The following is a 24,246-nucleotide window of genomic DNA, read 5'->3' on the forward strand; positions in this document are numbered from 1 at the left end:
TTTTGTGGTTTACAATTCAAAATATTGTTTGACATTGCGGTAGCAAATATCAGATACCATACTGCCCACCCATGCTGCATCCTGCGGAAGTTCGCCACTTTCCATCTCCTGGCCTAATAGGTTACATAATACCCTCCTAAAATACTCATGCCTTGGGAACGATAAAAAGCTTCGCGAATCTGTAAGCATGCCAACAAAAGTACTTAACAGCCCCATATTACTCAATGCATTTACCTGCCTAATAATACCGTCTTTTTGGTCTAAAAACCACCACCCGGAACCATATTGTACCTTACCGCGCAACGAACCGTCGTTAAAGTTACCTACCATAGTGGCAAACAATTCGTTATCGGCCGGGTTAAGGTTGTATAAAATAGTTTTAGCAAGCTTATCTTTAGTATCTAATGCATCTAAAAATTTACTTAATGTAGCAGCCTGCGGATAATCGCCTATACTATCCCAACCGGTATCGGGCCCAAGCAGGCGATGCATACGCACATTGTTATTGCGAAGTGCCCCCAGGTGAAACTGCTGCACCCAGTTACGTGTAGCATACTCTTCGCATAAAAACAACATTAACGCTGTTTTAAACTGCTCTGTTTCGTGGGCAGAGACAGGCGTTCCTTTACGTTTTTTGTCGAAAACAGCATTTATTTCCCAATCCGTATAAACGGCAAAAGGCAACTGGTTTAAACCGTGGTCGCTGATTCGGCAACCATTTTCATGGAAAAAATCCAATCTTTTTAAGAGTGCAACTTTTAGGTCATTAAAAGTGGTAATGCTAATACCCGATGCTTTTTCAAGCTGGTTTATATAGTCATTGTAGGTTTCGCTTTCTATCAGTATTGCTTTATCGGGCCTGAAGGCAGTATTAACTTTGGTTGTAAAACTGCTACCTGCTAATTTTTTATGATGCTCTAGGGTATCAGTAGGATCTTCTGTAGTGCAAAGCATCTCTACATTCATACGGCTTAATAATCCCTGTGTAAAGTATTGAGGGTCTTTAAGCTTTTGATTTACGGAAGCGTAAACATCAGCTGCATTGCCTTCATTAAGATAATCATCTATATCAAAATAGCGTTTAAGCTCCAGTTGAGTCCAGTGAAAAAGCGGATTGCGCAACGTATGTGGAACCGTTTTTGCCCATGCTGTAAACTTTTCTTCATCGGGGGCATTACCGGTAATGTATTTTTCATTAATACCAAACGTTCGCATAGCCCTCCATTTATAATGATCGCCGGCTATCCAAAGTTGGGATATAGTATCAAAAACCCTGTTATCTGCAATTTCTGCAGGGGGCAAATGGTTATGGTAATCAATTATAGGCTGCTTTTCAGCATAATTGAAGTATAACTCCTCTGCAAATTTATTCTGCAATAAAAATGTATCGTTTATAAAAGGCTTAGCTGCCATAATTATTGTTTTAATAGGATGCCCGGATATGCTTTTGCCACCAGGAATAATGTTATAATCTGTCCTTATTTCAACTCATCTGTTGCCACGGCATCCATATCGCCATAGTCAAGGTTTTCGCCTGCCATACCCCATATAAAAGAGTAGTTACTGGTACCACAGCCAGAGTGTATACTCCACTCAGGGCTAATAACTGCCTGATGCCCCTGCATAAATATATGTCGGGTTTCATCCGGCTGGCCCATAAAGTGGCTAACGGTTTGCCCTGCTGCAAGATCAAAATAAAAATAAGCCTCCATCCTGCGCGTGTGGGTGTGCGATGGCATAGTATTCCATACATTACCTTCATGCAGCTCTGTAAGCCCCATTTGTAACTGGCATGTAGGCACTATACTATTTACAATAAGTTTATTAAGTGTACGGCGGTTAGCTGTTTTCTGGTCGCCAAGCTCTATAACCTCTGCATCTTCCTTACCTACTTTTTTAGTAGGATAAGCATGGTGCGCAGGAGCAGAATTAATATAAAAATAAGGCTGCTCACCATCAGCCGTTTCAAAAATTACTTCTTTACTGCCTTTTCCTACATATAAGGCTTCTTTTTTGTTTAGCTCATAAACGGTGCCGTCTACAGTAACTTTACCTTTACCGCCTACGTTAACAATACCCAGCTCACGGCGCTCTAAAAAATAGTCTGCCTTAAGTTCATCAATAGTTTCAAGCACTAAAGGTTTATTAAGCGGAAAAGCACCGCCCACAATGTAGCGGTCATACATGGTGTATACAAGCTTTATAGTATCTTCTTCAAACAGTGTTGGGATTAAAAAATGTTCCCTTAATTCCTGCGTAGTATAATGTTTTACATCTTTCGGGTGGTGCGCATACCTGAATTCTGATTTGGTCATTTTATATTGTATTATGTATTTATCTTAAGATTCTATTTTAGGTAATACCCGTTAGTACATTTAGTACTGTTTATGGCTACTTAACAGTAACCGTTAGCGGGCTTTTAATTATTTGAGCCTGTTTTTTAAGTAACGCATCCCAATCTGCCTTATTAGCTCCCTGCCCGCTTTTCTCCCATACAAAACCTGCATAATAGGTAAGCTTAGGGCTTGCCTTAGTTACAATAATAAGGTTGCTTTGGTCTTTTGTTTTACTTTTATTTACAAAAGCTTTCTCTATAATATTTGGCTGCATTATAATCCCTTCACCCAGATAGGTTCCGTCTATTTTTTCATGGTAGGCAAAAACGCCCTCTTTAGTAAGCACTTCTGCCTCGCCTTCATTTTGGTGCAGTGTAATACCTGTTGCATAATTAGGTACCTGCTTTGCAGAACTATGCATTACTTCAAACTTTGAAAAATTAGAACCAAGATCGAGCGATATACGTTTTGTCTCTTTAACCTGATAGGGGCTAAATGGCGCATAAGACAGTTCGAAAACAGTGCGTAGCGGACCAACAGCAATAGTTTTATATGTAACAAAGTTCTTAGATACCAACAGGCTGTCTTTTTCCCATATACCCGTACCGCCTGTACCGCGGCTTGCCCCAACATGGTATGGATCATAGCCTTCGCCACGATCGCTATGGTAAAACATAGGGTCTGTAAGATACCCTTTGTACCATTTATTTATAATAGGCAAAGGTGTACGTTTAAGCCAAATATCTATTCCGCTGCTTAACGTTCCATTTTCGCGGTGCTGCTCTGTACGCATTTGTGCATCCGGGCCATAAGTCCTAAAAGCTACCTTATCATTTTCCCAGGTATAATCGTCTGTACGCTCCGGTACAAAACGCGAAAATGTTGTTATTTGAGAAACTGGCACAGGTACACTTGCATCGCTAACTAAAGTATATATAGCTGAACTATTAGGCTTTACAGTAGCCATAAAAAGTAGCTCATCATTATTTTTGTCTCCATCATTGTCAATCCACTGCAGCGGCTCCATTTTGCCGGTAGTATTATTTTTAACGCGAATATCCTTTTCATTTTTGCCTTTAAGAAACCCTGTAATATCCTTGCTATTAATAGTCACAACCTCATTGCGGTCTATACCCAGGTTATTTTTTATCGTTACCGTCAGGCTTTCCTGTGCCATAACTTGTAACCCCGCAAAAGATGTAAACATTAAAGCAGTTAATAAAGCAGGTGTTTTTATATACCTCATAAATAATTTCGTTTTGTAGTTAATGTGCTAAAAATAGATTTTTTAAAACTTATGCTATAGATTTAACTAAGTTAATTTTAAATCAAATCATAATATAACACCTTATAAGGATAAACACATTATTATTTATATCCTAATATATCAATTAGCACCTAAGCAAGGGGCACATGGTTATTTTCAAAATTAAACGTATACAATACCGAATACATCCTGTAGTATCCTGCTTAAAAAGCTAACAAAAAAGCACGGTTGCGCTGTAAATTTAGTATATTTACGGGTGATAAAAATTTTTTAAGCTATGACGCAATCGTTTGATTTAAAAATTAATGAAAATTCCCGCATACCAAAATACAAGCAAATTATAGATTCTATTTTAGCCGATATTGCAAGGGGTAATATTAAGGTAGGCGAAAAAATACCTTCTATAAACGAACTTAGCGAAATGTGCTACCTGTCTCGCGATACTGTAGAGAAAGCTTATAAACAGCTAAGGGACAGGCAAATTATTGTATCTGTAAAAGGTAAAGGATACTATATTACCCGCATGGACAAGATTAATAAGTTAAGTATATTTTTTCTTGTAAATAAACCCAGTACTTACAAAATGATGATTTATGATTCTTTTGTAAATGCCATAGGGGCTTACGGACAGGTAGAAATGTATGTATACCATTGCGATGAAACCTTATTTATAAATGCACTTGAGCGTAATATGGGCGCTCACGATTATTACATTGTTATGCCCCATTTTAGAGACAACAACTCTAACCACGTGAGCTATACAGATAACATAATTAAAGTACTGGAGGAGATACCAAAGGATAAACTTATAATGCTGGATAATACCAAACCCGGTATTACAGGAGAATATGGCACTATATATCAGGATTTTAAAAACGATATTTACAACGCCTTAAAGGAAGCATTAGATAAAATAAGAAAGTATGATAAGCTTATTTTAGTATATCCTAATAAATCTGCAAATCCTTACCCCCGCCGCATTGTTCACGGTTTTCAGCGTTTTTGTTCAGAATATGATATTGATTTTGAGATACTGGATGAAATTTATGACGATATGGAGTTTGAAGGGCGCGATGTTTATATAACTATTCAGGAGCGCGATCTTGTAAATTTAATGCGACAAATACGCAACAACAAGTTGCAGTTGGGTAAAGATGTTGGTATTATATCTTATAACGAAACACCGCTTAAAGAGTTGCTTGATATTACGGTCATCAGTACTGATTTTGTAGCTCTTGGAGAATCAGCCGCTTATATGGTGTTAAAAAACAAGAAAGAAAAGGTAAAAAATGTGTTTAAATACATAGAAAGAAACTCGCTTTAATTTTAAGTTTGTTTATACTTAAATAAAAATTTCCAGCACAACCATATCTTCAATCCCATAATATAGATGAAGTATTAATAACAATCTGACATCAGGAAGGTAAAATAGACAGGTTGCCTTAAATAAAATGTATGTTAAACCTCTGCGGTTGGACTAAAGCACTGCCCGGATTTAGTTCTTAATGTCAGGTTATCGACAATAACAATCAGGAAATTAATCCGGCAGGCGCTCCATAAACCACAGAGGTTTTATAAAAAAACTAAAACGGAATATTACATTATAACTTAATATAAAATTCCTTTAAGTTTCTTAGAACCTCTAATCGTGATTCTCAATACTCTTATATGCTTCAATAATTTTCTTAACAAGGCGGTGGCGCACAATATCTTTATCGTCAAGATAAATAATGCCTACACCCTCTACATCTTTAAGTATAAGGATGGCCTCTTTAAGTCCGCTAATGGTGCGGCGCGGTAAATCTACCTGCCCGGGGTCGCCAGTTATCATAAATTTGGCGTTTTTGCCCATACGGGTAAGAAACATCTTCATTTGCGAGTGCGTGGTGTTTTGGGCTTCATCCAGTATTACAAAAGCATTATCAAGCGTTCGCCCACGCATAAAGGCAAGCGGTGCTATTTGTATAATCCCTTTTAATATATAATCTTCCAGCGTTTGCGGTGGCAACATATCGCGCAGGGCATCATAAAGCGGCTGCATGTAAGGATCCAATTTTTCCTTCATATCACCCGGCAGAAAACCAAGGTTCTCCCCTGCCTCTACAGCCGGGCGTGTAAGTATAATTCGCTTAACCTGTTTTTCTTTAAGGGCTTTTACTGCAAGGGCTACACCTGTATACGTTTTACCGGTACCGGCAGGGCCTATGGCAAATACCATATCATTCTTGGCCATGTAGTCTACCAGTTTTTGCTGGTTGGGCGTCATTGCTTTAATAAGCTTGCCGCCTATGCCATGCACAAGTATCTTATCGCTTGGGTCCATGTGCTCAACATTACTGTCGCTCTGTATTACGCGCTCTATAACATTATCATCTATAGTGTTATAGCGGGAAAAATGTTGCATGAGGCGTTTAAAACGTTTTTCGAACTCATCCAGCAATTCTTTTTCGCCAAAGGCCTTAAGCGTGGTGCCGCGGGCAACTATCTTTAACTTAGGATAATATTTTTTAATAGTTTCAAGATGAGAATCCTGTGCTCCCCAAAAGTCTTTAGGGGCTATGTCTGTCAGTTCAATCGTACGTTCGTTCAAAGGCAGAGGTTTTAATTTTTAAAAATTGTAGCTATATAATTAGTAGCTTTGCATTCAAATTTAGTGAAATTTTAGTCGCACTTTTTAAAAGTTTTGCACAATTTTATGTCAATAATTACTCTAACAACCGATTTCGGACTTAAGGACCATTTTGTGGGCGCACTTAAGGGCAAGATACTTTCCTGCTATGCTGAGGCGGCTATTGTTGACATTTCACACCACGTAGATCTATTTAACGTATCGGAAGCCAGCTACATAGTAGGTGCAGCATACGCAAGTTTCCCAGCGGGAACGGTACACCTTATAGGGGTAGATGCCGAGCTTACCAAAGAGAACCGCCATATTGCAATGTTATGGAACGGCCACTATTTTATTTGTGCCGATAATGGCATACTTAGCCTCCTTACAGAAAAAATTGTACCCGAAAAGATTGTTGAGATTAACATACACGACCGCGTGCCCGAAAACAGTAGCGAGATGGACGTTTTTGTTACCGTTGCATGCCACCTTAGCAAAGGCGGGCTGCTTAACGTTATAGGGCGCGAAATTACAGAGATTAAACAAATTTACGACCTTCACCCTGTTGTATCACCAGATAATGCTACAATAAGGGGCTGTGTGGTTTACATAGACCACTTTGGGAACTGTATTACCAATATTACCAAAAGGCAGGTTAAAGAAGTTGCCAAAGGCCGGGATTTTGAGATTACCTTTAGCACTAAGAGCATTAAGGCGGTTAAAGCAGGCTATTCTGATTTTACGGTAAATGAGCGTTTTTCACTTAAAGATTATGAGGGCGAAAAACTGGCTATTTTTAATGAGGCCGGTTTTCTCGAAATTGCTATTTACCGCAGTAACCCTTCTACCGTAGGAACTGCAAAAACATTGCTTGGCCTAAAATTCAGAGATGTAGTGAGTGTAGTATTTCGTTAGTAATTCAGATTTTAAATTTAAGAATTCAGATTGAGCTACATTTAAAGTACAGTCGCAGTTTTCAGTATCAATTGAATAACAATCCGGTTAAGTGTAGCTGGTTTCCCTTTAAAGAGGGGTTAGGGGTGTGTTATATGCCAAAAAAGGCCGTTACCATAAAAATTACATTTAAATAATAAACCAAAAAACAGTATGTTTGTACGCATCGTAAAAATGGGTTTCTATGAAGATAAAGTAGACGATTTCCTTGCTAATTTTGATATTGTTAAACAGGACATACGAAACTTTGATGGTAACCGTTTTTTAGAGTTATATCGCGACAAAACAAACCCAACCGTGTTTTTTACCTACAGCTATTGGGAAACAGAAGCGCATCTGGAAGCCTACCGAAAATCGGCATTGTTTTGCGAAACATGGGCTGTTACAAAGCCCTTATTTAATAGTAAGCCAGAGGCATGGAGCGTAGATAAGCTTGTTAGCCTGCCATAATATAATACCCTTATAAAAGGAAGTAATTAGTTTTAAAAGAAGAATGAAAGCATTATTAATCAGAGAGATAAAATCCTTTTTTGGTTCGCCCATAGGTTATTTAGTTATCGCTATTTTTCTCGTCTTAAACGGGTTGTTCCTTTGGGTATTTGAAGGCGATTATAATATTTTAAACAGTGGCTTTGCCGATTTATCGCCGTTTTTTACCCTTGCCCCCTGGATACTTATTTTCCTTATACCGGCGGTAACCATGCGCAGTTTTAGCGACGAAAAAAAGCAGGGTACTTTAGAGTTACTCTTTACCCGCCCTCTTAGCATTTGGGAAATTGTAAACGGCAAGTTTTTTGGTGCACTAACACTTATTGTATTGGCGTTATTGCCTACAATAATTTACGTAGTGGTAGTGTCGCAGCTGGGCAACCCGCCCGGTAATATAGATATGGGCAGTACGCTGGCATCTTATTTTGGCCTGTTGTTCCTTATTGCAGGTTATACGGCTATTGGGGTGTTCACCTCTACCCTTTCAGAAAACCAGATCGTGGCCTTTATCATATCAGTATTTTTTTGTTTTATACTTTATTTCGGGTTCGAGGAGCTTGCCCTATATTCGGGCAGTTTTAGTAATGTGGTAGCCTCTTTTGGTATGGATTATCATTTTAAAAGTATGAGCCGTGGCGTAATTGATACCCGCGACATTATATATTTTACCAGCATTGCCGTTTTCTTTTTATCGTTAACCGCTTATCAGCTTAAATCATTAAAAGGGTAATGGACGCAAGAAAACAAAAAAACCTTAAGCAACTGGGCCTTGTTGCAGCCGCACTAATTGTAATAAACTTTGCCGGCAGCTATATTTTTAAGCGCTTTGACATGACCGACGATAAGCGCTATACGCTGTCTGAAGCATCGATAAAAGTAATTGAGGAAGTTAAAGACCCTTTATATATTGACATTTTTTTAGGCGGCGACTTACCACCAGAGTTTAAGCGCCTGCAAAATGAAATACGACAGGTACTGGAGGAGTATCAGGTATATAACAGCAACATCACTTTTAATTTTGTAGACCCGCTTGCCGAAGAGGAAGATGTGCAGAAGAACATACAGGAAATGTATGCCTTGGGCTTCTCTCCAACTAATATTGATATGACCCGAAAGGGAAAGAAATCACTGATACAGATTTTCCCGTGGGCAATTGCTAATATGGGCCAGAAATCGGTGCGCATACCATTACTGGTCAACAATTTTATGACCAATAAGGATGATAACATCAATAAATCTGTACAATTATTAGAGTACAATTTCTCTGATGCCATAACCAAGCTTGCCATAACCAGCAAAAAGAAAATTGCAGTAATAAAAGGTAACGGCGAAATGCCCGATAAATACATGTCGGATTTCCTTATCAGTCTTAAGGAATATTATGTACTGGGCGAGTTTAACCTTGACTCTGTGCGCGGAGACAAGCAAAGAACACTGGATAATTTAGAGCGCTTTGACCTTGCCATTATTGCTAAACCTACTGAGGCTTTTACCGATGAGGAAAAGGCAGTATTTGATCAATATATTATGAATGGCGGCAAAACCCTGTGGATGGTAGACCGCGTAGCTGCAGATCTTGACAGCCTACGTAATGCACAGGCAACTACGCTGGCAATACCCAGGGATATTAACCTGGACGACATGTTTTTTAAATATGGTGTACGTGTAAATGCAAACCTGGTTCAGGACCTGTTAAGTACCCCTATAACCGTACAATCGGCTAACGGCGAGGTACCTGTAGACTGGCCGTTCTCTCCTGTGGTTCGCTCGCGCGAAAACCACCCCATAAACAAGAACATTAATATAGTTAAGTTAGAATTTGCAAGCCAGATAGATACGCTTAAAAACAACATAAAAAAAACGGTATTGCTGGAAAGTTCTGAACAATCTAAAACAGTTGGTATACCTGCGCAAATAAGCTTATATGAATTTGTAAATAAAATAAACCCAAGCCAGTTTAATAAAGGTAATCAAACTCTGGGTGTGCTGCTTGAAGGTAAATTTACATCGGTTTATGAAAACAGGATGAAGCCTGTAAAATTCAGGAATATACTGGATAAAGGTAAAGAAACCAAAATGATAGTTATTGCCGACGGCGATATTGTAAATTACAAATATGCCAACAAAAAATTACTTACCGAAGGTATAGACCCGTGGCTGCAGCAAAACTACAGTAACAGGGAGTTTTTACTAAACTGTGTAAACTACCTTATGGACGATGAAGGCCTTGTAAAAATAAGGGGCAAAAATGTAAACCTTCGTTTTCTTGATGCAAAAAAAGTTCAGGAGGAATATACCACAACCCAAATAGTAACTATTGGGTTGCCATTGCTTATACTGGGTTTATTTGGGCTTGTATTTACATACTTACGTAAAAGGGCATACGCTAAGTAAGCTATATATCTAAAATAAACAAACCTCCTAAAAGCAATCTTTAGGAGGTTTTTATTTTATTATAGTTGTTGTGTCTTTTCTAAATTAACCGTCCTGAAATCGGATGGGTTAATGTTAGTTGCATTTTTAAAAAACCTGCTAAAGTGGCCCGCATCTGTAAAGCCAAGCTCGTAGGCAATTTCCTTAACCGATAATGTTGTGTAATAAAACAGGCGTTTGGCTTCCATCAAAATACGCCCCTGTATTGTAAGCGACGGCGTCACATAGTTAAACCCCTTAAAGATACGGGCAAGTGTCTTAGGCGATTTATTAAGAAGGTCGGCATAATAACTTACCTGATGCTCATTTTTATAATGGGTATCTACTAAAAGATTGTATTGCCTTATCAGGTCAAATCTCTCATCTTCATACACTACCCCTTCCAGATATTGCTCCTTCGCCAGTCTTGTAGTAAGGATAACAAGGCGCTTAAGCAGCATTTGCAGCATATCTGTCTGTATGGTATCTATAGTTTCATACTCCTCAATAAATAATTTTTGCAGCCCGATAATCTTTTCATGGTAATGTTCATCAAGATTTAAAAACAGGTTACCCTTAAAGCCCGAAAAAAGCAGGCCAAGGCAACTTATCTCAAAATAATTATCTATAAGGCAGTAAAAATCCCGTGTATACTGCCATGCTGTAATAAGTTCGGGTTTTTCAAAACTAAATAACTGGCCGGAAACTAAGGGCACAATGCTATATGGTGCAAACTCATAATCAATTCCGTTAATAACCATTCGCTGCGATTGTTCACCATTTAATGCAATAGTAAGCAAATGGCGCTCGTCAGGGTCTTTTTTATGCAAATGATGTGCATTTGCAGCACAGTGTGTAAATATTAATTTACCGTTTGTTTTAGGCGATATATGGGTAAGGTGCATATTGTTATAATTATCCGGTTGCTAAGCTACAGCTTTCCCTATTCTTAAAAATCAAACCCGTGGGATAAATTGGCATGCCTTTGAGAAAAATGTCCATCTGCTTTGTAAGCCTTATGTCGCAACTTTGTAATGTGATTAAGAACAAATAAAATTAAACATTAAATTATTCAAAAAATGAAAACGATCAAATTTTTAGCCCTCGCATTATTACTATCATTAGGAGCATTAAACACGTATGCCCAGGAAGCAAAACCTACTATTATTTTTGTACATGGCATCTGGGCCGATGGCTCTTCTTGGAGTAACCAGATCACTGCATTGCAGGCAAAGGGTTACCCTGTAATATCTGTACAAAACCCTATAACCTCGCTGGCCGATGATGTTGCCGCCACAAAACGCGCTATAGAACAGGCAAAAGGAAAAGTTATTTTAGTAGGCCACTCATGGGGCGGCTTTGTAATTACACAGGCAGGAAACGACCCTAAAGTTGCCGGACTGGTTTTTGTAGCAGCACTGGCACCAGATCTTGATGAATCGTTAATGTCGCTATCTGCTAAAGGACCTGCGGTTACACTGGGCAATTATTTTGCACCTGTGGGTGGATTTATATACTTAACCCAGGAGGGTGTGAAAGCAGTATTTGCACAGGATCTTAAAGAAAAAGAGCAAACCTTAATTTATGCAACACAAACACCGGGAGCACAAAATGTATTTGCAGATAAAAGCGGAGCTCCTGCCTGGAAAACAAAACCAAGCTGGTATATAGTTGCCAAAAGCGATAAAGCTATACACCCTGAACTGGAACGATTTATGGCTAAAAGGATAAATGCAAAAACTACAGAAATTGAAGCAAGCCATGTAGTAATGCTGTCGCATCCTAAAGAAGTGCTTGCAGTAATAGAAGAGGCTGCTACCGGTAAAAAATAAACAGTATTTACAATGATAGCCTGAAAATAGAAATGCCCTGAAGAAATTACTTCGGGGCATTTTGTATTTGGGTAATTTTATAAATTACTTTATTTCTTTCACGCCTTTTAAAAACAGCCAGCTTACAAACAATTTTTCTTCTCCCTGAAATTTAGCTGCCTGAAATTTTGGCGAAAGTATGGTAGATGCTACAAATGCCACACCAGATATCCATAAAGTGTTAGGCAGCCCTGTATATTCTTTTGCAAGAAAATAAACAATTAAAAATATTGGGGCAAAACCCAGGAAATTATAAAGTACAGCTTTTACTTTTTTATTCATTGTGCTTAATTGATAGATAATAATGGGCTTAAACGATACAGCTTAAAAATTAAAGATCTTCTTCTTTAAGGTACTTATCTTTTTTACTGCCTTCATACATTTCGTATTTTACAAAACGCGTTTCGAGCTTACCGTTAAACAGTTTAATTTTGCGTGATGGCCTTAGCCCTACAAACTTAAGCGCCTCAAGGTTGGCGGTTATAAACCAGGCATTGGTACCCGGATAGCCCTGTTTTAGGGTGTCGCCTATTTCACGGTAAAAACGCTCAAGGTCTATTTCCAGCCTTTCACCATAAGGTGGGTTAAATACAATATGCAGTGGGCCACGGGTTTCTTTTTCTGTCCTGAAAAAGTCTTCCTGGGTTATAGTAACATATTCGTCCAGGTTAGCATTCTTAATATTATCTTTTGCCTTCATTACTGCCGACGGTGCTTTGTCATATCCTTTTATGGTATAATGAAACTCGCGCACGCGCTTAAGAAGCGAATCGGTAACGGCATCAAAGAGGTCGTTATCCCAGTCGTTCCATTTCTCAAAAGCGAACTCTTTACGGTTTAAGTTAGGCGGAATGTTACACGCTATCATGGCTGCCTCGGCAAGAATGGTTCCGCTACCACACATAGGGTCAAGAAAATCGCCCTGCCCATCCCAACCGGAAAGTAACAGCATACCTGCAGCAAGTACCTCGTTTATAGGCGCAATATTAGTAGCTGTACGGTAGCCACGCTGGTTTAGCGAATTTCCGGAACTATCTAAAGCTACAGAGCATTGGTCGTTAAATATATGGAGGTTTACACGAAGGTCAGGATAATCTTTATCTACATCGGGGCGTTTGCCGTAACGGTCACGAAACTGGTCTACAATTGCATCCTTAGTTTTTAGTGCCACAAACTGCGAGTGGTTAAACTGCTCACTGTGCAATGTAACATCTACCACAAAGCTTTGGTTAGCATTAATATACTCGCTCCAGTCTATAGCCTGTATGCCTTTATATAGGGTTTGCTCGTTGTAAGCCCTGAAACTGTTTATGGGCTTTAAAATTTTAAGTGCGGTACGCAACCCCAGGTTGGCTTTATACATAAAGCCTTTATCGCCCACAAAACTAACCATACGTACACCCTGCTGTACTTCCTGTGCACCAAGTTGTTGTAATTCTTTTGCCAGTATTTCCTCAAAACCAAAAAAGGTTTTGGCAATCATTTTAAAATTCTCCATTACGCCTGTATTGTATATCTAACCCTGTTAAAGGCTGGCAAAGATACAATTTTACAATTGCATGTTTATACACTTTACTAAAAGCATTATATAAGAAACAAAAAAAGCCTGCTTACAATGTAAACAGGCTTACTATAAATCTCTTCAAAATTTTATTCGTAGTAGTGTGTATGTACACTATCTGTATGAAGTACTTCTTTTGCTTTAGCAATTTCTTCTTCACTGCCACCTACAACCAGTACAAATTTACCGGCCTCAATATGGTCTTTAATATTTTCTATGTGGTCGTCTTTAGTAAAATATTTAGCTAATAGTGATACAAAACCACCTCCTATCAATCCGGTTTCGGCACCTGCAAAAGCACCTGCAAGGGCTCCTGCTCCATATAATATACCTATACCCGGTATAGCAAAAAGGCCAATACCTGTAAGTAAGCCTATAACGGTACCTGCACCTATGCCCACATAAGCAGGTACATTGGTAACCTTATCTGTTTCGTCAAGGTGTAGGTTCTCTTCGTCTACTCCTGCTTTACCTATTATTGATACATCGTCAAGAGAAAAGCCGCTCGCTTTTAATTTTTTAAGTGCGTCAACCGCTTTTGCATGCGAGTCAAATATTGCAACTTGTTGTTCCATAATGTTTGTTTTAAGAGTTATGTATTTTTGTCCCGGGTTAATTCAGGTGGGCTAAAGTTACTAATAATATTGACTGTTTTAGCTTAAATTGTAGTTAATATCCTGAAAAAACTTACAATATAGTAAACCATAATTTTACAGTATACTATCGTGCGTTTGTCTTTAAAAAACTAAATTTGCAGGTACATTTTATAACTATGCAAAAAGAAACAAACAACTGGTTTGCATCCTGGTTTGATACACCTTATTACCATATATTGTATAAAGACCGCGATTATGATGAAGCCCAGCTCTTTATGGATAACCTTACCAGTTACCTTAACCTGCCCGACAACGCTAAAATACTGGATCTTGCCTGTGGCAAAGGCCGGCACTCTGTTTACCTGAACCAACTGGGGTATGACGTTACCGGTGCCGACCTCTCACAACACAGTATAGATGAGGCTAAAAAATTTAGTAACGATACACTGCATTTTGAGGTGCACGATATGCGCGAGCCTTTTGATCAAAAGTATGATGCCATATTTAACCTGTTTACAAGCTTTGGCTACTTTGAAAACGAGGGCGATAACATTAAAACTTTAAAAGCTATATGCGAAAGCCTTGGCGAATACGGGTTTGGAGTAATCGATTTTATGAATGTAAAAAAGGTTATAGAAAATTTAGTACCCAAAGAAGTTAAGACAGTAGAAGGTATTGAATTTCATATAAAACGCTATTTAATAGACGACTACATTTATAAAGAAATAGACTTTGAAGATAAAGGCGAGAACTATCACTTTGTTGAAAAAGTAAAAGCATTAACATTACAGGATTTTGAAGCCATGATGGAAGAAGCCGGGATTTACCTGCTTGATACCTTTGGCGATTATAAGCTGCGCAAATTTTTTAAAAATGAGTCTGAACGCCTTATCATGATCTTTAAATAATAAGGATGATATATTTAATACCCTTACTTTCGGTAATTTTTGGCTATATAATGGCCCTGATATTAAAGCCGGAAAATAAAAAGAATTTAAAACTCCTGCTGGCTTTTAGTGGTTCGTTTTTATTATCGCTTACGGTAATGCATATTTTGCCCGAAGTGTATGAAGGCCTGCACAGCCATGAAGATGGCGAAGGAGAGCACCGGCACAATAACCCTGTGGGGTTATTTATCATGGCAGGTATTATCTTTCAAATCGTGCTTGAGTATTTTAGTAAAGGTGCAGAGCATGGCCATGTACACAGCCACAAACATGAGCATGAACACAGTATGCCCTGGCTGCTGTTTATAAGTTTGTGTATCCATGCATTGCTGGAGGGTATGCCGGTGAGCCATCATCATGATATGGCCTGGGGTATTGCCATACACCACTTTCCTATTGCCATTATATTAACGGCTTTCTTTATTAACTCAGGGCTTAACAAAACTGCCATAATGCTGTTTATGCTTGCCTTTGCAGTAATGACACCGCTGGGCACGCTGGTTTCCGGCCAGTTGCAGTTTGTAAGCAATTACCATACAGAAATATCTGCCGTTGTGGTAGGTATCCTTTTTCATATATCGTCTACCATAATATTTGAGAGTGGCGAGAACCATAAATTTAACCTTGCCAAACTTATGGTTATTATATTAGGTGTAATTATGGCCTATTATCTTTAACTTTATATTAAAGCCTTAAACAATGTCTTTTACAAGAACTACCGAACAAGCCTCTAAATACGAACATCTGGAAAAGATGTCTGTGCATGACTTGCTTTCAAACATAAATAACGAAGATAAAACCGTACCGTTGGCTGTAGAAAATGCGCTTGCGCAGATAGAAAGCTTTATACAGCAACTCGTTGAACGCATGAAGAACGGGGGCCGATTATTTTATATAGGCGCAGGTACCAGCGGCAGGCTTGGCATAGTAGACGCATCAGAATGCCCTCCTACCTTTGGTGTTCCGTTCGATATGGTTATTGGCCTTATAGCCGGTGGAGATACTGCCATTCGCCGTGCAGTAGAATTTGCCGAAGATAACCGCGAACAGGCATGGAAAGACTTATCTGATTACAACGTTAACTATAAAGATGTTGTTGTAGGCATTGCAGCATCTGGCAGTACACCTTATGTTATAGGTGGCTTAGAGCAATGCAATGCTAATAATATATTAACAGGCTGTATTACCTGCAATGCAGGCAGCCCCCTTGCAGCTACGGCAAAGTATCCTATAGAGGTGGTTACAGGCCCTGAGTTTGTAACAGGAAGTTCGCGCATGAAAGCCGGTACTGCACAAAAACTGGTGCTTAACATGATTACTACGGCTACTATGATTCAGCTTGGGCGTATAAAGGGGAACAAAATGGTAGATATGCAGCTTAGTAACCATAAGCTTGTGGGCCGTGGCGTGCAAATGATCGTGGACGAACTTAACATCCCTCAGGAAGAAGCAGCTAAATTATTAGATGAACATAAAAACGTACGCAAAGCAATAGAAGCCTATGCCAACAAATAAAAAAGTTTTAATGAAGGGTATTAAATACCTTAGCATAGCATTACCCCTGTTTTTTATAGGGCCTGTAGTTATACACAGCTCTTTTAAAAACCAGGCGCACCCGCTTTACATACCAGTTCTTAGTGGTGGCATTATTTTTTGTATTGCGGCAATTGTATTTGTATTTTTAGGCTTGCGCACCATTATGAAAAGCATGTTTAATAAATAAATATTTATTAAACCTTAAAGTCAAGTAATCGACCCTATTATCTTTTGTTATAAACTTTTAGCAGTAAAAAACCGGCAGTACCGGCAATAACGGACGCTGTTAGGACTGCAAATTTAGCTTCGTTTTGATAAGCAGTATCATTAAAAGAAAGCAATGCAATAAAGATAGACATTGTAAAACCTATACCCCCTAACAAGCCTAACCCTATTACATGCATCCAGTTAGTACCAGCGGGAAGTTTTGCTACATTTAATTTTACCGATAGCCAAGACATAGCTACAATACCTACGGGTTTGCCAACTACAAGGCCAAGCAAAATCCCTAAACCCATAGTGCCTGCAAGACCATGCAGCATACCGGCCTCAAAAGTAATATTAGTATTAGCCAGGGCAAAAAGGGGCATGATTATAAAGTTTACAGGGCGTGTAAGAAAGTGCTCCAGTTTTTCTAAAGGTGAATCAGAGTCATTTTCGTTAGTAGGCAGCGTTAGTGCAGTTAATACACCTGCAATAGTGGCGTGTATACCGGAATGATGTATAAAATACCACATTACCACACCCGGAATTATATAGAATGCTATATTCTTAATTCCCATTCGGTTAAAGATAATCTGTAGTATAAAAATAGCACCCGCATAAGCAAGATAATCAAAATGCAGTTGCGATGAATAAAAAACGGCTATTACCATTATTGCCAAAAGATCATCTGCAATTGCCAATGCAGCTAAAAAGACCTTAAGCCCAGTTGGTACTTTGCTACCCAAAAGTGAGAGTATGCCTAATGCAAAGGCAATATCTGTAGCCATAGGGATAGCCCACCCTTTAGCCGTAAACGCATTTGATGAATTAAAAACTGTATAGATAACAGCTGGCACAATTACACCACCTATGGCTGCAAGTACCGGCAGCGATGCCTGCTTTACAGATGACAGTTCACCTTCTGCAACCTCCCTTTTAATCTCTAAACCAACGAGTAAAAAAAAGATTGCCATGAGCCCATCATTAATCCACAATAAAACAGGATATCTCAAATGAAAATTATTCACTTCGAAGCCGGCTTCAGCATTCAGTAATTCGGTAAAAGCATTTGCCCAGCCGGTATTAGCTATTAGCAAAGACGTTACAACACAAAGGACTAATAATATTCCACCTGCAGAAGATGATCTAAAAAAATGAGGGAAAATCTTTAGGTTAATTAATTTTGTCATAGGCGTAAAAATACATCCCGTCTTTTTAGTAAGCAAGCAAAATATGGTAATTCAATATAGATAAGGATTAAGCGGCAACTCTGCTCTTCATATCAAAGCTAAAAATGTTTTGCTGTTTATTAAGTATAGGGTTATTTAGCTCTTGCGAATGATGCAGAATTAGTTCTTTTTTCTTTAAAGCTATAATACACCTTTCATAAATAGTTTCTCTGCTTTGAAGGCTGTTAAGATCTAACCGTAGCCGCATTTCTATAACCGCGCTGCAATGGTATGGCTCATTAAGGTATGATAGTGTGTTCTCTTTATTATAATTGCCAGACCAGTTAAAATCTGCAAGGGTAAGTTCATGTTCGGCCATTTTCTTTAAAATTATAGACGATACGCCCGCCTTGTCCTTCAAAGATTTTTTCGGTAAACCTAACTCCCCTTCATAAACAAATGTCATTGTGTAGGTATACATATTGAGTATTTTAGTTAAAGTGAATGCATAGTTAAAGTTAGCATTTATAATACCACATTTAAAAATGAGTATCATAAACATATATTAAATATCATGTGCATTCGCCAATATATCTTAATATACATAATAATAACTTACATTGTACTGATAATAATCATAATTGTTTAACCCAAATACAATTCTGGTAAACAATCGTTAGCTGTAAAATATTATAGGTTACATAATATAAAAAATATACTTTTGTAATAAACTAAAGTTCTGCCCGCAACTTTTAAGTGTCTATCATAACAAAACAACAACTAATGAAAAATATTAAATTAAAATTTTTAGCTTTGATAATCATTATTGCCGGTATAACTGCCGCCTGCAGTTTAGATGGCGATAACGATACTACCTGCTACTCATCGGGTTTTGCTTATACAACTGCTGTGTCAGGACCCGACTCTACAATAGTAAACAGGCCAATAACCATTAACCTTGATTTTAAACTGGATAATTCATGTGGTAGCTTTAACCGCATTGCAGAAACGAATGGTTATCCTAAAGACATTGTTCCGGTTGTAGAGTATACCGGCTGCAATTGTACCGCAACATCTACCACACTTACAAAACCTTATATATTTACAGCCCCTGCAGCCGGTAGTTATGTATTAAGGTTTCAAAAAGATGGTACCCTAGCTTACATTACAAAAACCATTGTGGTAACAGCCCAATAAAAATACAATTTTGCTTAAAATCTCCTTATTAAGGAGATTTTTTATTTAAGCAGGTAATTTTGGCAGTGTTTTAATGTAAAGTCCTTCCACTTTTTTACGTGCCCAATCGGTTTTACGTAAAAAGGTAAGGCTTGATTTTACACTTGGGTTTTCTTTAAAACATTTAATATTTATAAGTTCGCCTAACGTATCAAAGCCATAAAAAGCCTCAAGGTCTTCAAGAATTTTTTTAAGAGTAATGCCGTGCAGCGGGTCTTTGGGCTTAAGGTTTTCCATAAGTGTAAAAGTAATAATTATAAAATGTATATTTATAATTCCAATCAAACTTTAAACCATGAAAAACTTTTACCTTACTATTGCCCTGCTTTTGTTTTTTGCAGTGCAGGGACAGGAAGCCACTACCACTATTTATCTTATTCGTCATGCCGAAAAAGTAGATGACAGCGCAGATCATGAATTATCTGAAGCCGGGAATTTAAGAGCAAACAAATGGGCAGATTATTTTAAAGAAAAGCAAATTTCGATATTTTACACAACTGCTAACAAGAGGTCTGTTTACACAATTATGACTGCAACCGTTATTGCTTTAGATCGTACTCCGGGCACTACATATAATACAGAAATTAATACCTACGACCCTAAAAATTTCTTTTTAAAAGATATTGCCGAAAAACATAAAGGCGAAAAAATTATTGTTGTAGGGCATGGTAATACAATACCAGCTACTATAAACAACTATTTAGGAAAAAATATTTATAAAGACATACCGGAAAATGAATATGGCAACCTATACATAATTACCATTAAAGGAGACAACATAACCCATGAGCTGGTAAAAATATAATGTACTCTTAACGCTATTGCTACATTAAACTATTGTGCTTACCTTTGCCATCCTTATGCTAAAAACAGTAAATATATTAAATAAGCGCGCCCGGTTTGATTACGAAATTATAGACCGATATACGGCGGGTATAGTGTTGGCAGGATCTGAAATAAAATCCATACGCCTGGGTAAAGCATCTATTGCCGAAAGTTTTTGCGAATTTCATGATCTTGAGCTATTTGCAATTAATACCAATATTGAGGAGTATACCTTTAGCCGTAGCTTTAACCACGCCCCTAAAAGTGAACGAAAGCTTCTTTTAAATAAAAAAGAATTAAAGAGCCTTAACAAAAGTGTACAAAACCAGGGTTTAACCATTGTTCCGCTACGGTTGTTTACTAATGAGAAAGGCATGGCTAAACTTGAAATAGGCCTTTGCCGTGGCCGTAAAAACTATGACAAACGCGAAAACCTGAAAGAACAGGATACTAAACGCGATATTGCCCGGATTAAAAAAGAATTCAGGACTTAAATAAAACAATAGAGGCTTCAATTATTGGAGCCTCTATTGTTTTATTATATAAACACTAATTCTTGTTTTCTAATAGCGGTACAAACCTAAATTCGCCAAACTCATGTTTCTCAAACTGGGTTTCGTTTTTGCGTATCAGCATTGTCATTATTTGTGCCTGCCCTTCTTCACCCACGGGTATAACAAGCCTGCCCCCCACTTTAAGCTGCGCCATAAGCGGCTGCGGAATCATAGGGGCACCGGCTGTTACAATTATGCTGTCAAACGGGGCATAATTGGGCAGCCCTTTGTAGCCATCACCAAAAGTTAATAACTTAGGCCTAATGTTTAACTTAGGCAACAGCAGCGAGGTACTTTTAAAAAGTTCGTTTTGCCTTTCTATACTAAATACTTTAGCGCCCATAGTGTACAGCACGGCAGTCTGGTAGCCAGATCCTGTGCCTATTTCGAGTACCTTATCGTCTTTTTTAACTTCCAGCAACTGGCTCTGGAAAGCTACTGTATAGGGTTGCGATATAGTTTGCCCCGCCCCTATGGGGAAGGCTTTGTCCTGGTAGGCGTAATCTTCAAAACTGGAGTTTAAAAACAGGTGCCTGGGTATTTTTTTAATAGCTTCCAGCACATTTTTATCGGTTATACCTTTTTGAGATAAAACAGAGGCGAGCTGATTACGAAGTCCTTGGTGTTTGGCGGTGTCTTTCAAAGTGCAGATATTGTTTGGCGGTAAAAATAACAAACAAATTTGACAAATTCCAACTCTGCCGCACATCTCTTCACGATTATAAAACATCGATTTCGCTACACTCTTTTGCCCTGTTAAGTTTGGAATATCAAAGTAAATAATGTTATTTTTGATAAAAATTTATTATTATGCTAAAAGTTGGCGTTTTAGGCGCGGGCCATCTGGGAAAGATACACCTGCGTTTGCTCAACCAGTCCCAAAAATATGAACTTGTAGGTTTTTACGACCCTAACAGCGATAATGCCGATAAAGTGGCCAAAGAATTTGGCTACCAAAAGTTTGATACCATAGCTGCTCTTATTGCCGCTGCAGATGTTATAGATATTGTTACCCCTACCCTGTCGCACCACGAATGTGCAGTAGAGGTTATAAAAGCCGGCAAACATGTATTTATAGAAAAGCCTATAGCTAATACTATAGAAGAAGCTGATGAAATACTACAGCTGGCTAACCAATATAATATTAAGGGCCAAGTAGGCCATGTAGAGCGCTTTAATCCTGCATTTACAGCTACTAAAGCCAAGATAGAAAACCCTATGTTTATAGAAACACACCGTCTTGCCGAGTTTAACCCTCGCGGAACGGACGTGCCAGTGGTCCTGGACCTTATGATACACGACATTGATGTTATATTGAGTGTGGTAAAATCGAAGGTTAAGAATATTTATGCCAGTGGCGTTTCTGTAATTAGTGATACGCCCGATATTGCCAATGCCCGTATTGAATTTGAAAATGGCTGCGTGGCAAATCTTACTGCAAGCCGCATCTCTATGAAAAACATGCGTAAATCGCGATTTTTCCAAAAAGATGCCTATATCTCTGTCGACTTTTTAGATAAGGTATGTGAAGTGGTAAAGATGAAGGATGCACCGGAAGTTCCCGGCGATTTTGATATGATACTCCAAAATGCTGAAGGTATAAAAAAACAAATATATTTTGACAACCCTGATGTAGCAGCAAACAACGCAATACTGGACGAGCTTGAAACTTTTGCCGATGCCATAAATAACAACACTACCCCTGTTGTAACGCTGGAAGATGGTACTGAAGCGCTAAGGGTTGCTTATAAGATTATTGACTGTTTTAAGAAGTAGAAGATATGCTGCAGCCTAATTTACTTTCTGATGTTAAGACATTAATAGCTGCTGCTAAAGAGAATGCTATTCGTTCGGTAGATCATTACCGTACTTTATTATACTGGCATATTGGCGAACGCATATTTAATGAAGAGCAACAGGGTAAAGATAGGGCTGATTATGGGAGCTATCTTATAAAATATCTTTCTAAAGAATTGCAGCCGGAACATGGTGAAAGCTTTTCTTCAAGAAATTTAAATTGGTATAGGCAATTCTACAAAACATTCCCAATTGTGAACACACTGCGTTCACAATTAAGCTGGAGTCATTACAGAACATTATTACGTATTGAAAACAACAACAAACGAGAATATTATATTGCTGAAACTGTAAAGAATAACTGGTCGGTAAGGCAAATGGAGCGGCAAATCAACAGCCAGCTTTATGAAAGGTTATTAATGAGTAATGATAAGGAAAGCGTATTAGCGGTTGCCCGAAACGAAAAACTGCCAACCACACCCCAAGAGATTATTAAAGACCCTATGATACTTGAGTTTTTAGGACTAAGACGCGAAAGTGCTTATTATGAAAAAGATTTAGAGCAGGCTATTATTACTCATTTACAGGATTTTTTACTTGAATTAGGTAATGGATTTTCTTTTGTTGCACGACAAAAAAGGATTCACCTTGATGGAGATGAATTTTATGCCGATCTTGTTTTTTACAATCGTTTACTACAATGTTTCGTTGTTTTTGAAATTAAAACACATAAGCTTACCCATGAAGATTTAGGGCAATTGCAAATGTATGTCAATTATTTTGACAGGGTAGAAAAACTGGAACATGAAAAACCTACTATTGGTGTATTACTTTGCGCTGATAAAAATAATGCCGTCGTAAAATTTTCGCTTCCCGAAAATAACAAAACTATCATGGCAAGCCAATATAAACTTATTCTGCCTACAGAAGAGCAATTACTTAATGAGTTAAGAAAAGAAATAGAAAACCAAAACAACCAACCATAACAAACATGAAAAACATAGCAGTAATAGGTGCCGGAACCATGGGCAATGGCATAGCACATGCATTTGCACAAAGCGGTTTTAGCGTTAAACTTATTGATGTATCTGAAAAATCGTTAGATAAAGGTATGAACACCCTTGCGGCCAACCTGGACAGGATGGTAAGTAAAGGGACGATTACCGAACAAGATAAAATGAACACCATAGGCAATATTATTACCTATACTGATATTGAGGATGGTGTAATTAATGTAGACCTTGTTGTTGAGGCTGCTACAGAGAATGTAGACCTTAAACTTAAAATATTTAAAGACCTTGACAGATATTGCGAAGAGCGTACCGTTCTGGCAACCAATACATCGTCTATATCCATTACCCAGATTGCTGCGGTAACTAACAGGCAGGACAAAGTTATAGGCATGCACTTTATGAACCCTGTGCCTATCATGAAACTGGTAGAAATTATCCGCGGGTATAATACATCCGATGAGGTGACAAAAGACATCATGGCGTTATCTGAAAAACTGGGTAAAGTTCCCGTAGAGGTAAACGATTATCCCGGGTTTGTGGCTAACCGCATCCTGATGCCCATGATTAACGAGGCTATAGAAACACTTTACAACGGTGTTGCAGGCGTGTACGAAATTGATACTGTTATGAAACTGGGCATGGCGCACCCTATGGGTCCGCTACAATTAGCCGACTTCATTGGCCTTGATGTTTGCCTTTCTATACTTCATGTAATGCACGATGGTTTTAAAAACCCTAAGTATGCCCCATGCCCCCTATTGGTAAATATGGTACGTGCCGGTAAGCTTGGAGTAAAATCGGGCGAAGGTTTTTATGATTACAGCGAAAGTAAAAAGGCCGAAAAAGTAGCACGCCAGTTTACTAAATAGTC

At 38.3% G+C, this 24,246-nt stretch carries 28 protein-coding genes; 16 read left to right on the forward strand and 12 right to left on the reverse strand.

Annotated elements, in window-relative coordinates; all coding sequences use genetic code 11:
* Window positions 1–9: 9 nt before the first annotated feature.
* From uxaC to F565_RS0100730, 3 genes are all read right to left on the reverse strand, one after another.
* On the reverse strand, window positions 10–1,413 hold the full coding sequence (gene uxaC, locus F565_RS0100720; protein ID WP_020211266.1) for a glucuronate isomerase: 1,404 nt from the start codon (window positions 1,411–1,413) through the stop codon (window positions 10–12).
* A 65-nt stretch (window positions 1,414–1,478) separates the two neighbouring features.
* On the reverse strand, window positions 1,479–2,315 hold the full coding sequence (gene kduI, locus F565_RS0100725; protein WP_020211267.1) for a 5-dehydro-4-deoxy-D-glucuronate isomerase: 837 nt from the start codon (window positions 2,313–2,315) through the stop codon (window positions 1,479–1,481).
* Between the two features lie 76 nt (window positions 2,316–2,391).
* Window positions 2,392–3,582, reverse strand: coding sequence for a DUF4861 family protein (locus F565_RS0100730; protein ID WP_020211268.1), 1,191 nt, complete (start codon window positions 3,580–3,582; stop codon window positions 2,392–2,394).
* Between the two features lie 298 nt (window positions 3,583–3,880).
* Between F565_RS0100730 and F565_RS0100735 the strand changes: the two genes are divergently transcribed.
* Entirely contained in the window at window positions 3,881–4,927 is a 1,047-nt protein-coding gene (locus F565_RS0100735) for a GntR family transcriptional regulator (protein WP_020211269.1), read from the forward strand.
* Window positions 4,928–5,245: 318 nt separating this feature from the next.
* Here the strand turns inward: F565_RS0100735 and F565_RS0100740 are convergent, their stop codons facing one another.
* A complete protein-coding gene (locus tag F565_RS0100740; RefSeq protein WP_020211270.1) occupies window positions 5,246–6,193 on the reverse strand; it encodes a PhoH family protein in 948 nt (315 codons plus the stop codon).
* 105 nt (window positions 6,194–6,298) lie between these two features.
* Between F565_RS0100740 and F565_RS0100745 the strand changes: the two genes are divergently transcribed.
* The 4 genes from F565_RS0100745 (at window position 6,299) to gldG (ending at window position 10,048) form a co-directional block, all read left to right on the forward strand.
* On the forward strand, window positions 6,299–7,126 hold the full coding sequence (locus tag F565_RS0100745) for an SAM hydrolase/SAM-dependent halogenase family protein (RefSeq protein ID WP_020211271.1): 828 nt from the start codon (window positions 6,299–6,301) through the stop codon (window positions 7,124–7,126).
* Between the two features lie 192 nt (window positions 7,127–7,318).
* Complete coding sequence (locus F565_RS0100755) at window positions 7,319–7,615, forward strand: putative quinol monooxygenase (protein ID WP_020211272.1); 297 nt, start codon at window positions 7,319–7,321, stop codon at window positions 7,613–7,615.
* A 43-nt stretch (window positions 7,616–7,658) separates the two neighbouring features.
* Window positions 7,659–8,384: a gliding motility-associated ABC transporter permease subunit GldF gene (gene gldF, locus F565_RS0100760; protein ID WP_026299801.1), complete on the forward strand. Its 726-nt coding sequence runs from the start codon at window positions 7,659–7,661 to the stop codon at window positions 8,382–8,384.
* Window positions 8,384–10,048 (forward strand): gliding motility-associated ABC transporter substrate-binding protein GldG, encoded by a 1,665-nt coding sequence (gene gldG, locus F565_RS0100765; RefSeq protein WP_020211274.1) that lies wholly within the window; start codon window positions 8,384–8,386, stop codon window positions 10,046–10,048. Before gldF ends, gldG begins: the two co-directional genes overlap by 1 nt.
* Window positions 10,049–10,107: 59 nt before the next feature.
* On the opposite strand, the gene F565_RS0100770 is transcribed toward gldG, so the two are convergent.
* The gene (locus tag F565_RS0100770) at window positions 10,108–10,971 is read right to left on the reverse strand and encodes an AraC family transcriptional regulator (protein WP_020211275.1); all 864 of its coding nucleotides are present in this window, start codon (window positions 10,969–10,971) and stop codon (window positions 10,108–10,110) included.
* A gap of 174 nt (window positions 10,972–11,145) precedes the next feature.
* On the opposite strand from F565_RS0100770, the gene F565_RS0100775 reads away from it, so the two are divergent.
* Complete coding sequence (locus F565_RS0100775; protein ID WP_020211276.1) at window positions 11,146–11,898, forward strand: alpha/beta fold hydrolase; 753 nt, start codon at window positions 11,146–11,148, stop codon at window positions 11,896–11,898.
* A gap of 84 nt (window positions 11,899–11,982) precedes the next feature.
* Here F565_RS0100775 and F565_RS0100780 read toward each other — a convergent pair whose 3' ends face one another.
* From F565_RS0100780 to F565_RS22200, 3 genes are all read right to left on the reverse strand, one after another.
* Window positions 11,983–12,219, reverse strand: coding sequence for a hypothetical protein (locus F565_RS0100780; protein WP_020211277.1), 237 nt, complete (start codon window positions 12,217–12,219; stop codon window positions 11,983–11,985).
* 49 nt (window positions 12,220–12,268) lie between these two features.
* Entirely contained in the window at window positions 12,269–13,435 is a 1,167-nt protein-coding gene (locus F565_RS0100785; RefSeq protein WP_020211278.1) for a THUMP domain-containing class I SAM-dependent RNA methyltransferase, read from the reverse strand.
* A 152-nt stretch (window positions 13,436–13,587) separates the two neighbouring features.
* On the reverse strand, window positions 13,588–14,073 hold the full coding sequence (locus tag F565_RS22200) for a hypothetical protein (protein ID WP_020211279.1): 486 nt from the start codon (window positions 14,071–14,073) through the stop codon (window positions 13,588–13,590).
* A gap of 197 nt (window positions 14,074–14,270) precedes the next feature.
* Here F565_RS22200 and F565_RS0100795 point away from each other — a divergent pair, with 197 nt between their 5' ends.
* From F565_RS0100795 to F565_RS0100810, 4 genes are read left to right on the forward strand one after another with little or no spacing between them, the layout of a single operon-like run.
* Entirely contained in the window at window positions 14,271–15,002 is a 732-nt protein-coding gene (locus F565_RS0100795; RefSeq protein WP_020211280.1) for an SAM-dependent methyltransferase, read from the forward strand.
* A gap of 5 nt (window positions 15,003–15,007) precedes the next feature.
* Window positions 15,008–15,718 (forward strand): ZIP family metal transporter, encoded by a 711-nt coding sequence (locus F565_RS0100800; RefSeq protein WP_020211281.1) that lies wholly within the window; start codon window positions 15,008–15,010, stop codon window positions 15,716–15,718.
* Window positions 15,719–15,740: 22 nt separating this feature from the next.
* Complete coding sequence (gene murQ, locus F565_RS0100805; protein ID WP_020211282.1) at window positions 15,741–16,556, forward strand: N-acetylmuramic acid 6-phosphate etherase; 816 nt, start codon at window positions 15,741–15,743, stop codon at window positions 16,554–16,556.
* 10 nt (window positions 16,557–16,566) lie between these two features.
* Window positions 16,567–16,764, forward strand: coding sequence for a DUF6095 family protein (locus tag F565_RS0100810; protein WP_231559616.1), 198 nt, complete (start codon window positions 16,567–16,569; stop codon window positions 16,762–16,764).
* A 37-nt stretch (window positions 16,765–16,801) separates the two neighbouring features.
* Here F565_RS0100810 and nhaA read toward each other — a convergent pair whose 3' ends face one another.
* Together nhaA and F565_RS0100820 are read right to left on the reverse strand one after the other, a co-directional pair.
* The gene (nhaA, locus tag F565_RS0100815; RefSeq protein ID WP_026299802.1) at window positions 16,802–17,971 is read right to left on the reverse strand and encodes a Na+/H+ antiporter NhaA; all 1,170 of its coding nucleotides are present in this window, start codon (window positions 17,969–17,971) and stop codon (window positions 16,802–16,804) included.
* Window positions 17,972–18,038: 67 nt separating this feature from the next.
* The gene (locus tag F565_RS0100820) at window positions 18,039–18,506 is read right to left on the reverse strand and encodes a hypothetical protein (RefSeq protein ID WP_154652499.1); all 468 of its coding nucleotides are present in this window, start codon (window positions 18,504–18,506) and stop codon (window positions 18,039–18,041) included.
* Between the two features lie 227 nt (window positions 18,507–18,733).
* On the opposite strand from F565_RS0100820, the gene F565_RS0100825 reads away from it, so the two are divergent.
* Window positions 18,734–19,147 carry a hypothetical protein gene (locus tag F565_RS0100825; RefSeq protein ID WP_020211286.1) on the forward strand — a complete coding sequence of 138 codons (414 nt, stop codon included), beginning with the start codon at window positions 18,734–18,736 and terminating at the stop codon, window positions 19,145–19,147.
* 45 nt (window positions 19,148–19,192) lie between these two features.
* On the opposite strand, the gene F565_RS0100830 is transcribed toward F565_RS0100825, so the two are convergent.
* Window positions 19,193–19,423: a VF530 family protein gene (locus F565_RS0100830; protein ID WP_026299803.1), complete on the reverse strand. Its 231-nt coding sequence runs from the start codon at window positions 19,421–19,423 to the stop codon at window positions 19,193–19,195.
* Window positions 19,424–19,481: 58 nt separating this feature from the next.
* Here F565_RS0100830 and F565_RS20970 point away from each other — a divergent pair, with 58 nt between their 5' ends.
* Window positions 19,482–19,991, forward strand: a complete 510-nt coding sequence (locus tag F565_RS20970) for a phosphoglycerate mutase family protein (RefSeq protein ID WP_020211288.1) — start codon at window positions 19,482–19,484, stop codon at window positions 19,989–19,991.
* Between the two features lie 55 nt (window positions 19,992–20,046).
* Window positions 20,047–20,505 carry an SsrA-binding protein SmpB gene (smpB, locus tag F565_RS0100840; RefSeq protein ID WP_020211289.1) on the forward strand — a complete coding sequence of 153 codons (459 nt, stop codon included), beginning with the start codon at window positions 20,047–20,049 and terminating at the stop codon, window positions 20,503–20,505.
* 55 nt (window positions 20,506–20,560) lie between these two features.
* Here smpB and F565_RS0100845 read toward each other — a convergent pair whose 3' ends face one another.
* A complete protein-coding gene (locus F565_RS0100845; protein ID WP_020211290.1) occupies window positions 20,561–21,208 on the reverse strand; it encodes a protein-L-isoaspartate(D-aspartate) O-methyltransferase in 648 nt (215 codons plus the stop codon).
* A 167-nt stretch (window positions 21,209–21,375) separates the two neighbouring features.
* Here F565_RS0100845 and F565_RS0100850 point away from each other — a divergent pair, with 167 nt between their 5' ends.
* From F565_RS0100850 to F565_RS0100860, 3 genes are read left to right on the forward strand one after another with little or no spacing between them, the layout of a single operon-like run.
* Entirely contained in the window at window positions 21,376–22,341 is a 966-nt protein-coding gene (locus tag F565_RS0100850; RefSeq protein ID WP_020211291.1) for a Gfo/Idh/MocA family protein, read from the forward strand.
* 5 nt (window positions 22,342–22,346) lie between these two features.
* The gene (locus F565_RS0100855) at window positions 22,347–23,348 is read left to right on the forward strand and encodes a PDDEXK nuclease domain-containing protein (RefSeq protein ID WP_020211292.1); all 1,002 of its coding nucleotides are present in this window, start codon (window positions 22,347–22,349) and stop codon (window positions 23,346–23,348) included.
* A 5-nt stretch (window positions 23,349–23,353) separates the two neighbouring features.
* Window positions 23,354–24,244, forward strand: coding sequence for a 3-hydroxyacyl-CoA dehydrogenase family protein (locus tag F565_RS0100860; RefSeq protein WP_020211293.1), 891 nt, complete (start codon window positions 23,354–23,356; stop codon window positions 24,242–24,244).
* Window positions 24,245–24,246: the final 2 nt, after the last annotated feature.

The organism is Flavobacterium rivuli WB 3.3-2 = DSM 21788, assembly GCF_000378485.1.
GTDB classification, from domain to species: domain Bacteria; phylum Bacteroidota; class Bacteroidia; order Flavobacteriales; family Flavobacteriaceae; genus Flavobacterium; species Flavobacterium rivuli.

What these genes read in the sequence shown, in the direction of transcription:
- uxaC (WP_020211266.1), bottom strand. Translation starts at nt 1,413, where the DNA reads ATGGCAGCTAAGCCTTTTATAAACGATACATTTTTATTGCAGAATAAA.
- kduI (WP_020211267.1), bottom strand. Translation starts at nt 2,315, where the DNA reads ATGACCAAATCAGAATTCAGGTATGCGCACCACCCGAAAGATGTAAAA.
- F565_RS0100730 (WP_020211268.1), bottom strand. Translation starts at nt 3,582, where the DNA reads ATGAGGTATATAAAAACACCTGCTTTATTAACTGCTTTAATGTTTACA.
- F565_RS0100735 (WP_020211269.1), top strand. Translation starts at nt 3,881, where the DNA reads ATGACGCAATCGTTTGATTTAAAAATTAATGAAAATTCCCGCATACCA.
- F565_RS0100745 (WP_020211271.1), top strand. Translation starts at nt 6,299, where the DNA reads ATGTCAATAATTACTCTAACAACCGATTTCGGACTTAAGGACCATTTT.
- F565_RS0100755 (WP_020211272.1), top strand. Translation starts at nt 7,319, where the DNA reads ATGTTTGTACGCATCGTAAAAATGGGTTTCTATGAAGATAAAGTAGAC.
- gldF (WP_026299801.1), top strand. Translation starts at nt 7,659, where the DNA reads ATGAAAGCATTATTAATCAGAGAGATAAAATCCTTTTTTGGTTCGCCC.
- gldG (WP_020211274.1), top strand. Translation starts at nt 8,384, where the DNA reads ATGGACGCAAGAAAACAAAAAAACCTTAAGCAACTGGGCCTTGTTGCA.
- F565_RS0100770 (WP_020211275.1), bottom strand. Translation starts at nt 10,971, where the DNA reads ATGCACCTTACCCATATATCGCCTAAAACAAACGGTAAATTAATATTT.
- F565_RS0100775 (WP_020211276.1), top strand. Translation starts at nt 11,146, where the DNA reads ATGAAAACGATCAAATTTTTAGCCCTCGCATTATTACTATCATTAGGA.
- F565_RS0100780 (WP_020211277.1), bottom strand. Translation starts at nt 12,219, where the DNA reads ATGAATAAAAAAGTAAAAGCTGTACTTTATAATTTCCTGGGTTTTGCC.
- F565_RS0100785 (WP_020211278.1), bottom strand. Translation starts at nt 13,435, where the DNA reads ATGGAGAATTTTAAAATGATTGCCAAAACCTTTTTTGGTTTTGAGGAA.
- F565_RS22200 (WP_020211279.1), bottom strand. Translation starts at nt 14,073, where the DNA reads ATGGAACAACAAGTTGCAATATTTGACTCGCATGCAAAAGCGGTTGAC.
- F565_RS0100795 (WP_020211280.1), top strand. Translation starts at nt 14,271, where the DNA reads ATGCAAAAAGAAACAAACAACTGGTTTGCATCCTGGTTTGATACACCT.
- F565_RS0100800 (WP_020211281.1), top strand. Translation starts at nt 15,008, where the DNA reads ATGATATATTTAATACCCTTACTTTCGGTAATTTTTGGCTATATAATG.
- murQ (WP_020211282.1), top strand. Translation starts at nt 15,741, where the DNA reads ATGTCTTTTACAAGAACTACCGAACAAGCCTCTAAATACGAACATCTG.
- F565_RS0100810 (WP_231559616.1), top strand. Translation starts at nt 16,567, where the DNA reads ATGAAGGGTATTAAATACCTTAGCATAGCATTACCCCTGTTTTTTATA.
- nhaA (WP_026299802.1), bottom strand. Translation starts at nt 17,971, where the DNA reads ATGACAAAATTAATTAACCTAAAGATTTTCCCTCATTTTTTTAGATCA.
- F565_RS0100820 (WP_154652499.1), bottom strand. Translation starts at nt 18,506, where the DNA reads ATGATACTCATTTTTAAATGTGGTATTATAAATGCTAACTTTAACTAT.
- F565_RS0100825 (WP_020211286.1), top strand. Translation starts at nt 18,734, where the DNA reads ATGAAAAATATTAAATTAAAATTTTTAGCTTTGATAATCATTATTGCC.
- F565_RS0100830 (WP_026299803.1), bottom strand. Translation starts at nt 19,423, where the DNA reads ATGGAAAACCTTAAGCCCAAAGACCCGCTGCACGGCATTACTCTTAAA.
- F565_RS20970 (WP_020211288.1), top strand. Translation starts at nt 19,482, where the DNA reads ATGAAAAACTTTTACCTTACTATTGCCCTGCTTTTGTTTTTTGCAGTG.
- smpB (WP_020211289.1), top strand. Translation starts at nt 20,047, where the DNA reads ATGCTAAAAACAGTAAATATATTAAATAAGCGCGCCCGGTTTGATTAC.
- F565_RS0100850 (WP_020211291.1), top strand. Translation starts at nt 21,376, where the DNA reads ATGCTAAAAGTTGGCGTTTTAGGCGCGGGCCATCTGGGAAAGATACAC.
- F565_RS0100855 (WP_020211292.1), top strand. Translation starts at nt 22,347, where the DNA reads ATGCTGCAGCCTAATTTACTTTCTGATGTTAAGACATTAATAGCTGCT.
- F565_RS0100860 (WP_020211293.1), top strand. Translation starts at nt 23,354, where the DNA reads ATGAAAAACATAGCAGTAATAGGTGCCGGAACCATGGGCAATGGCATA.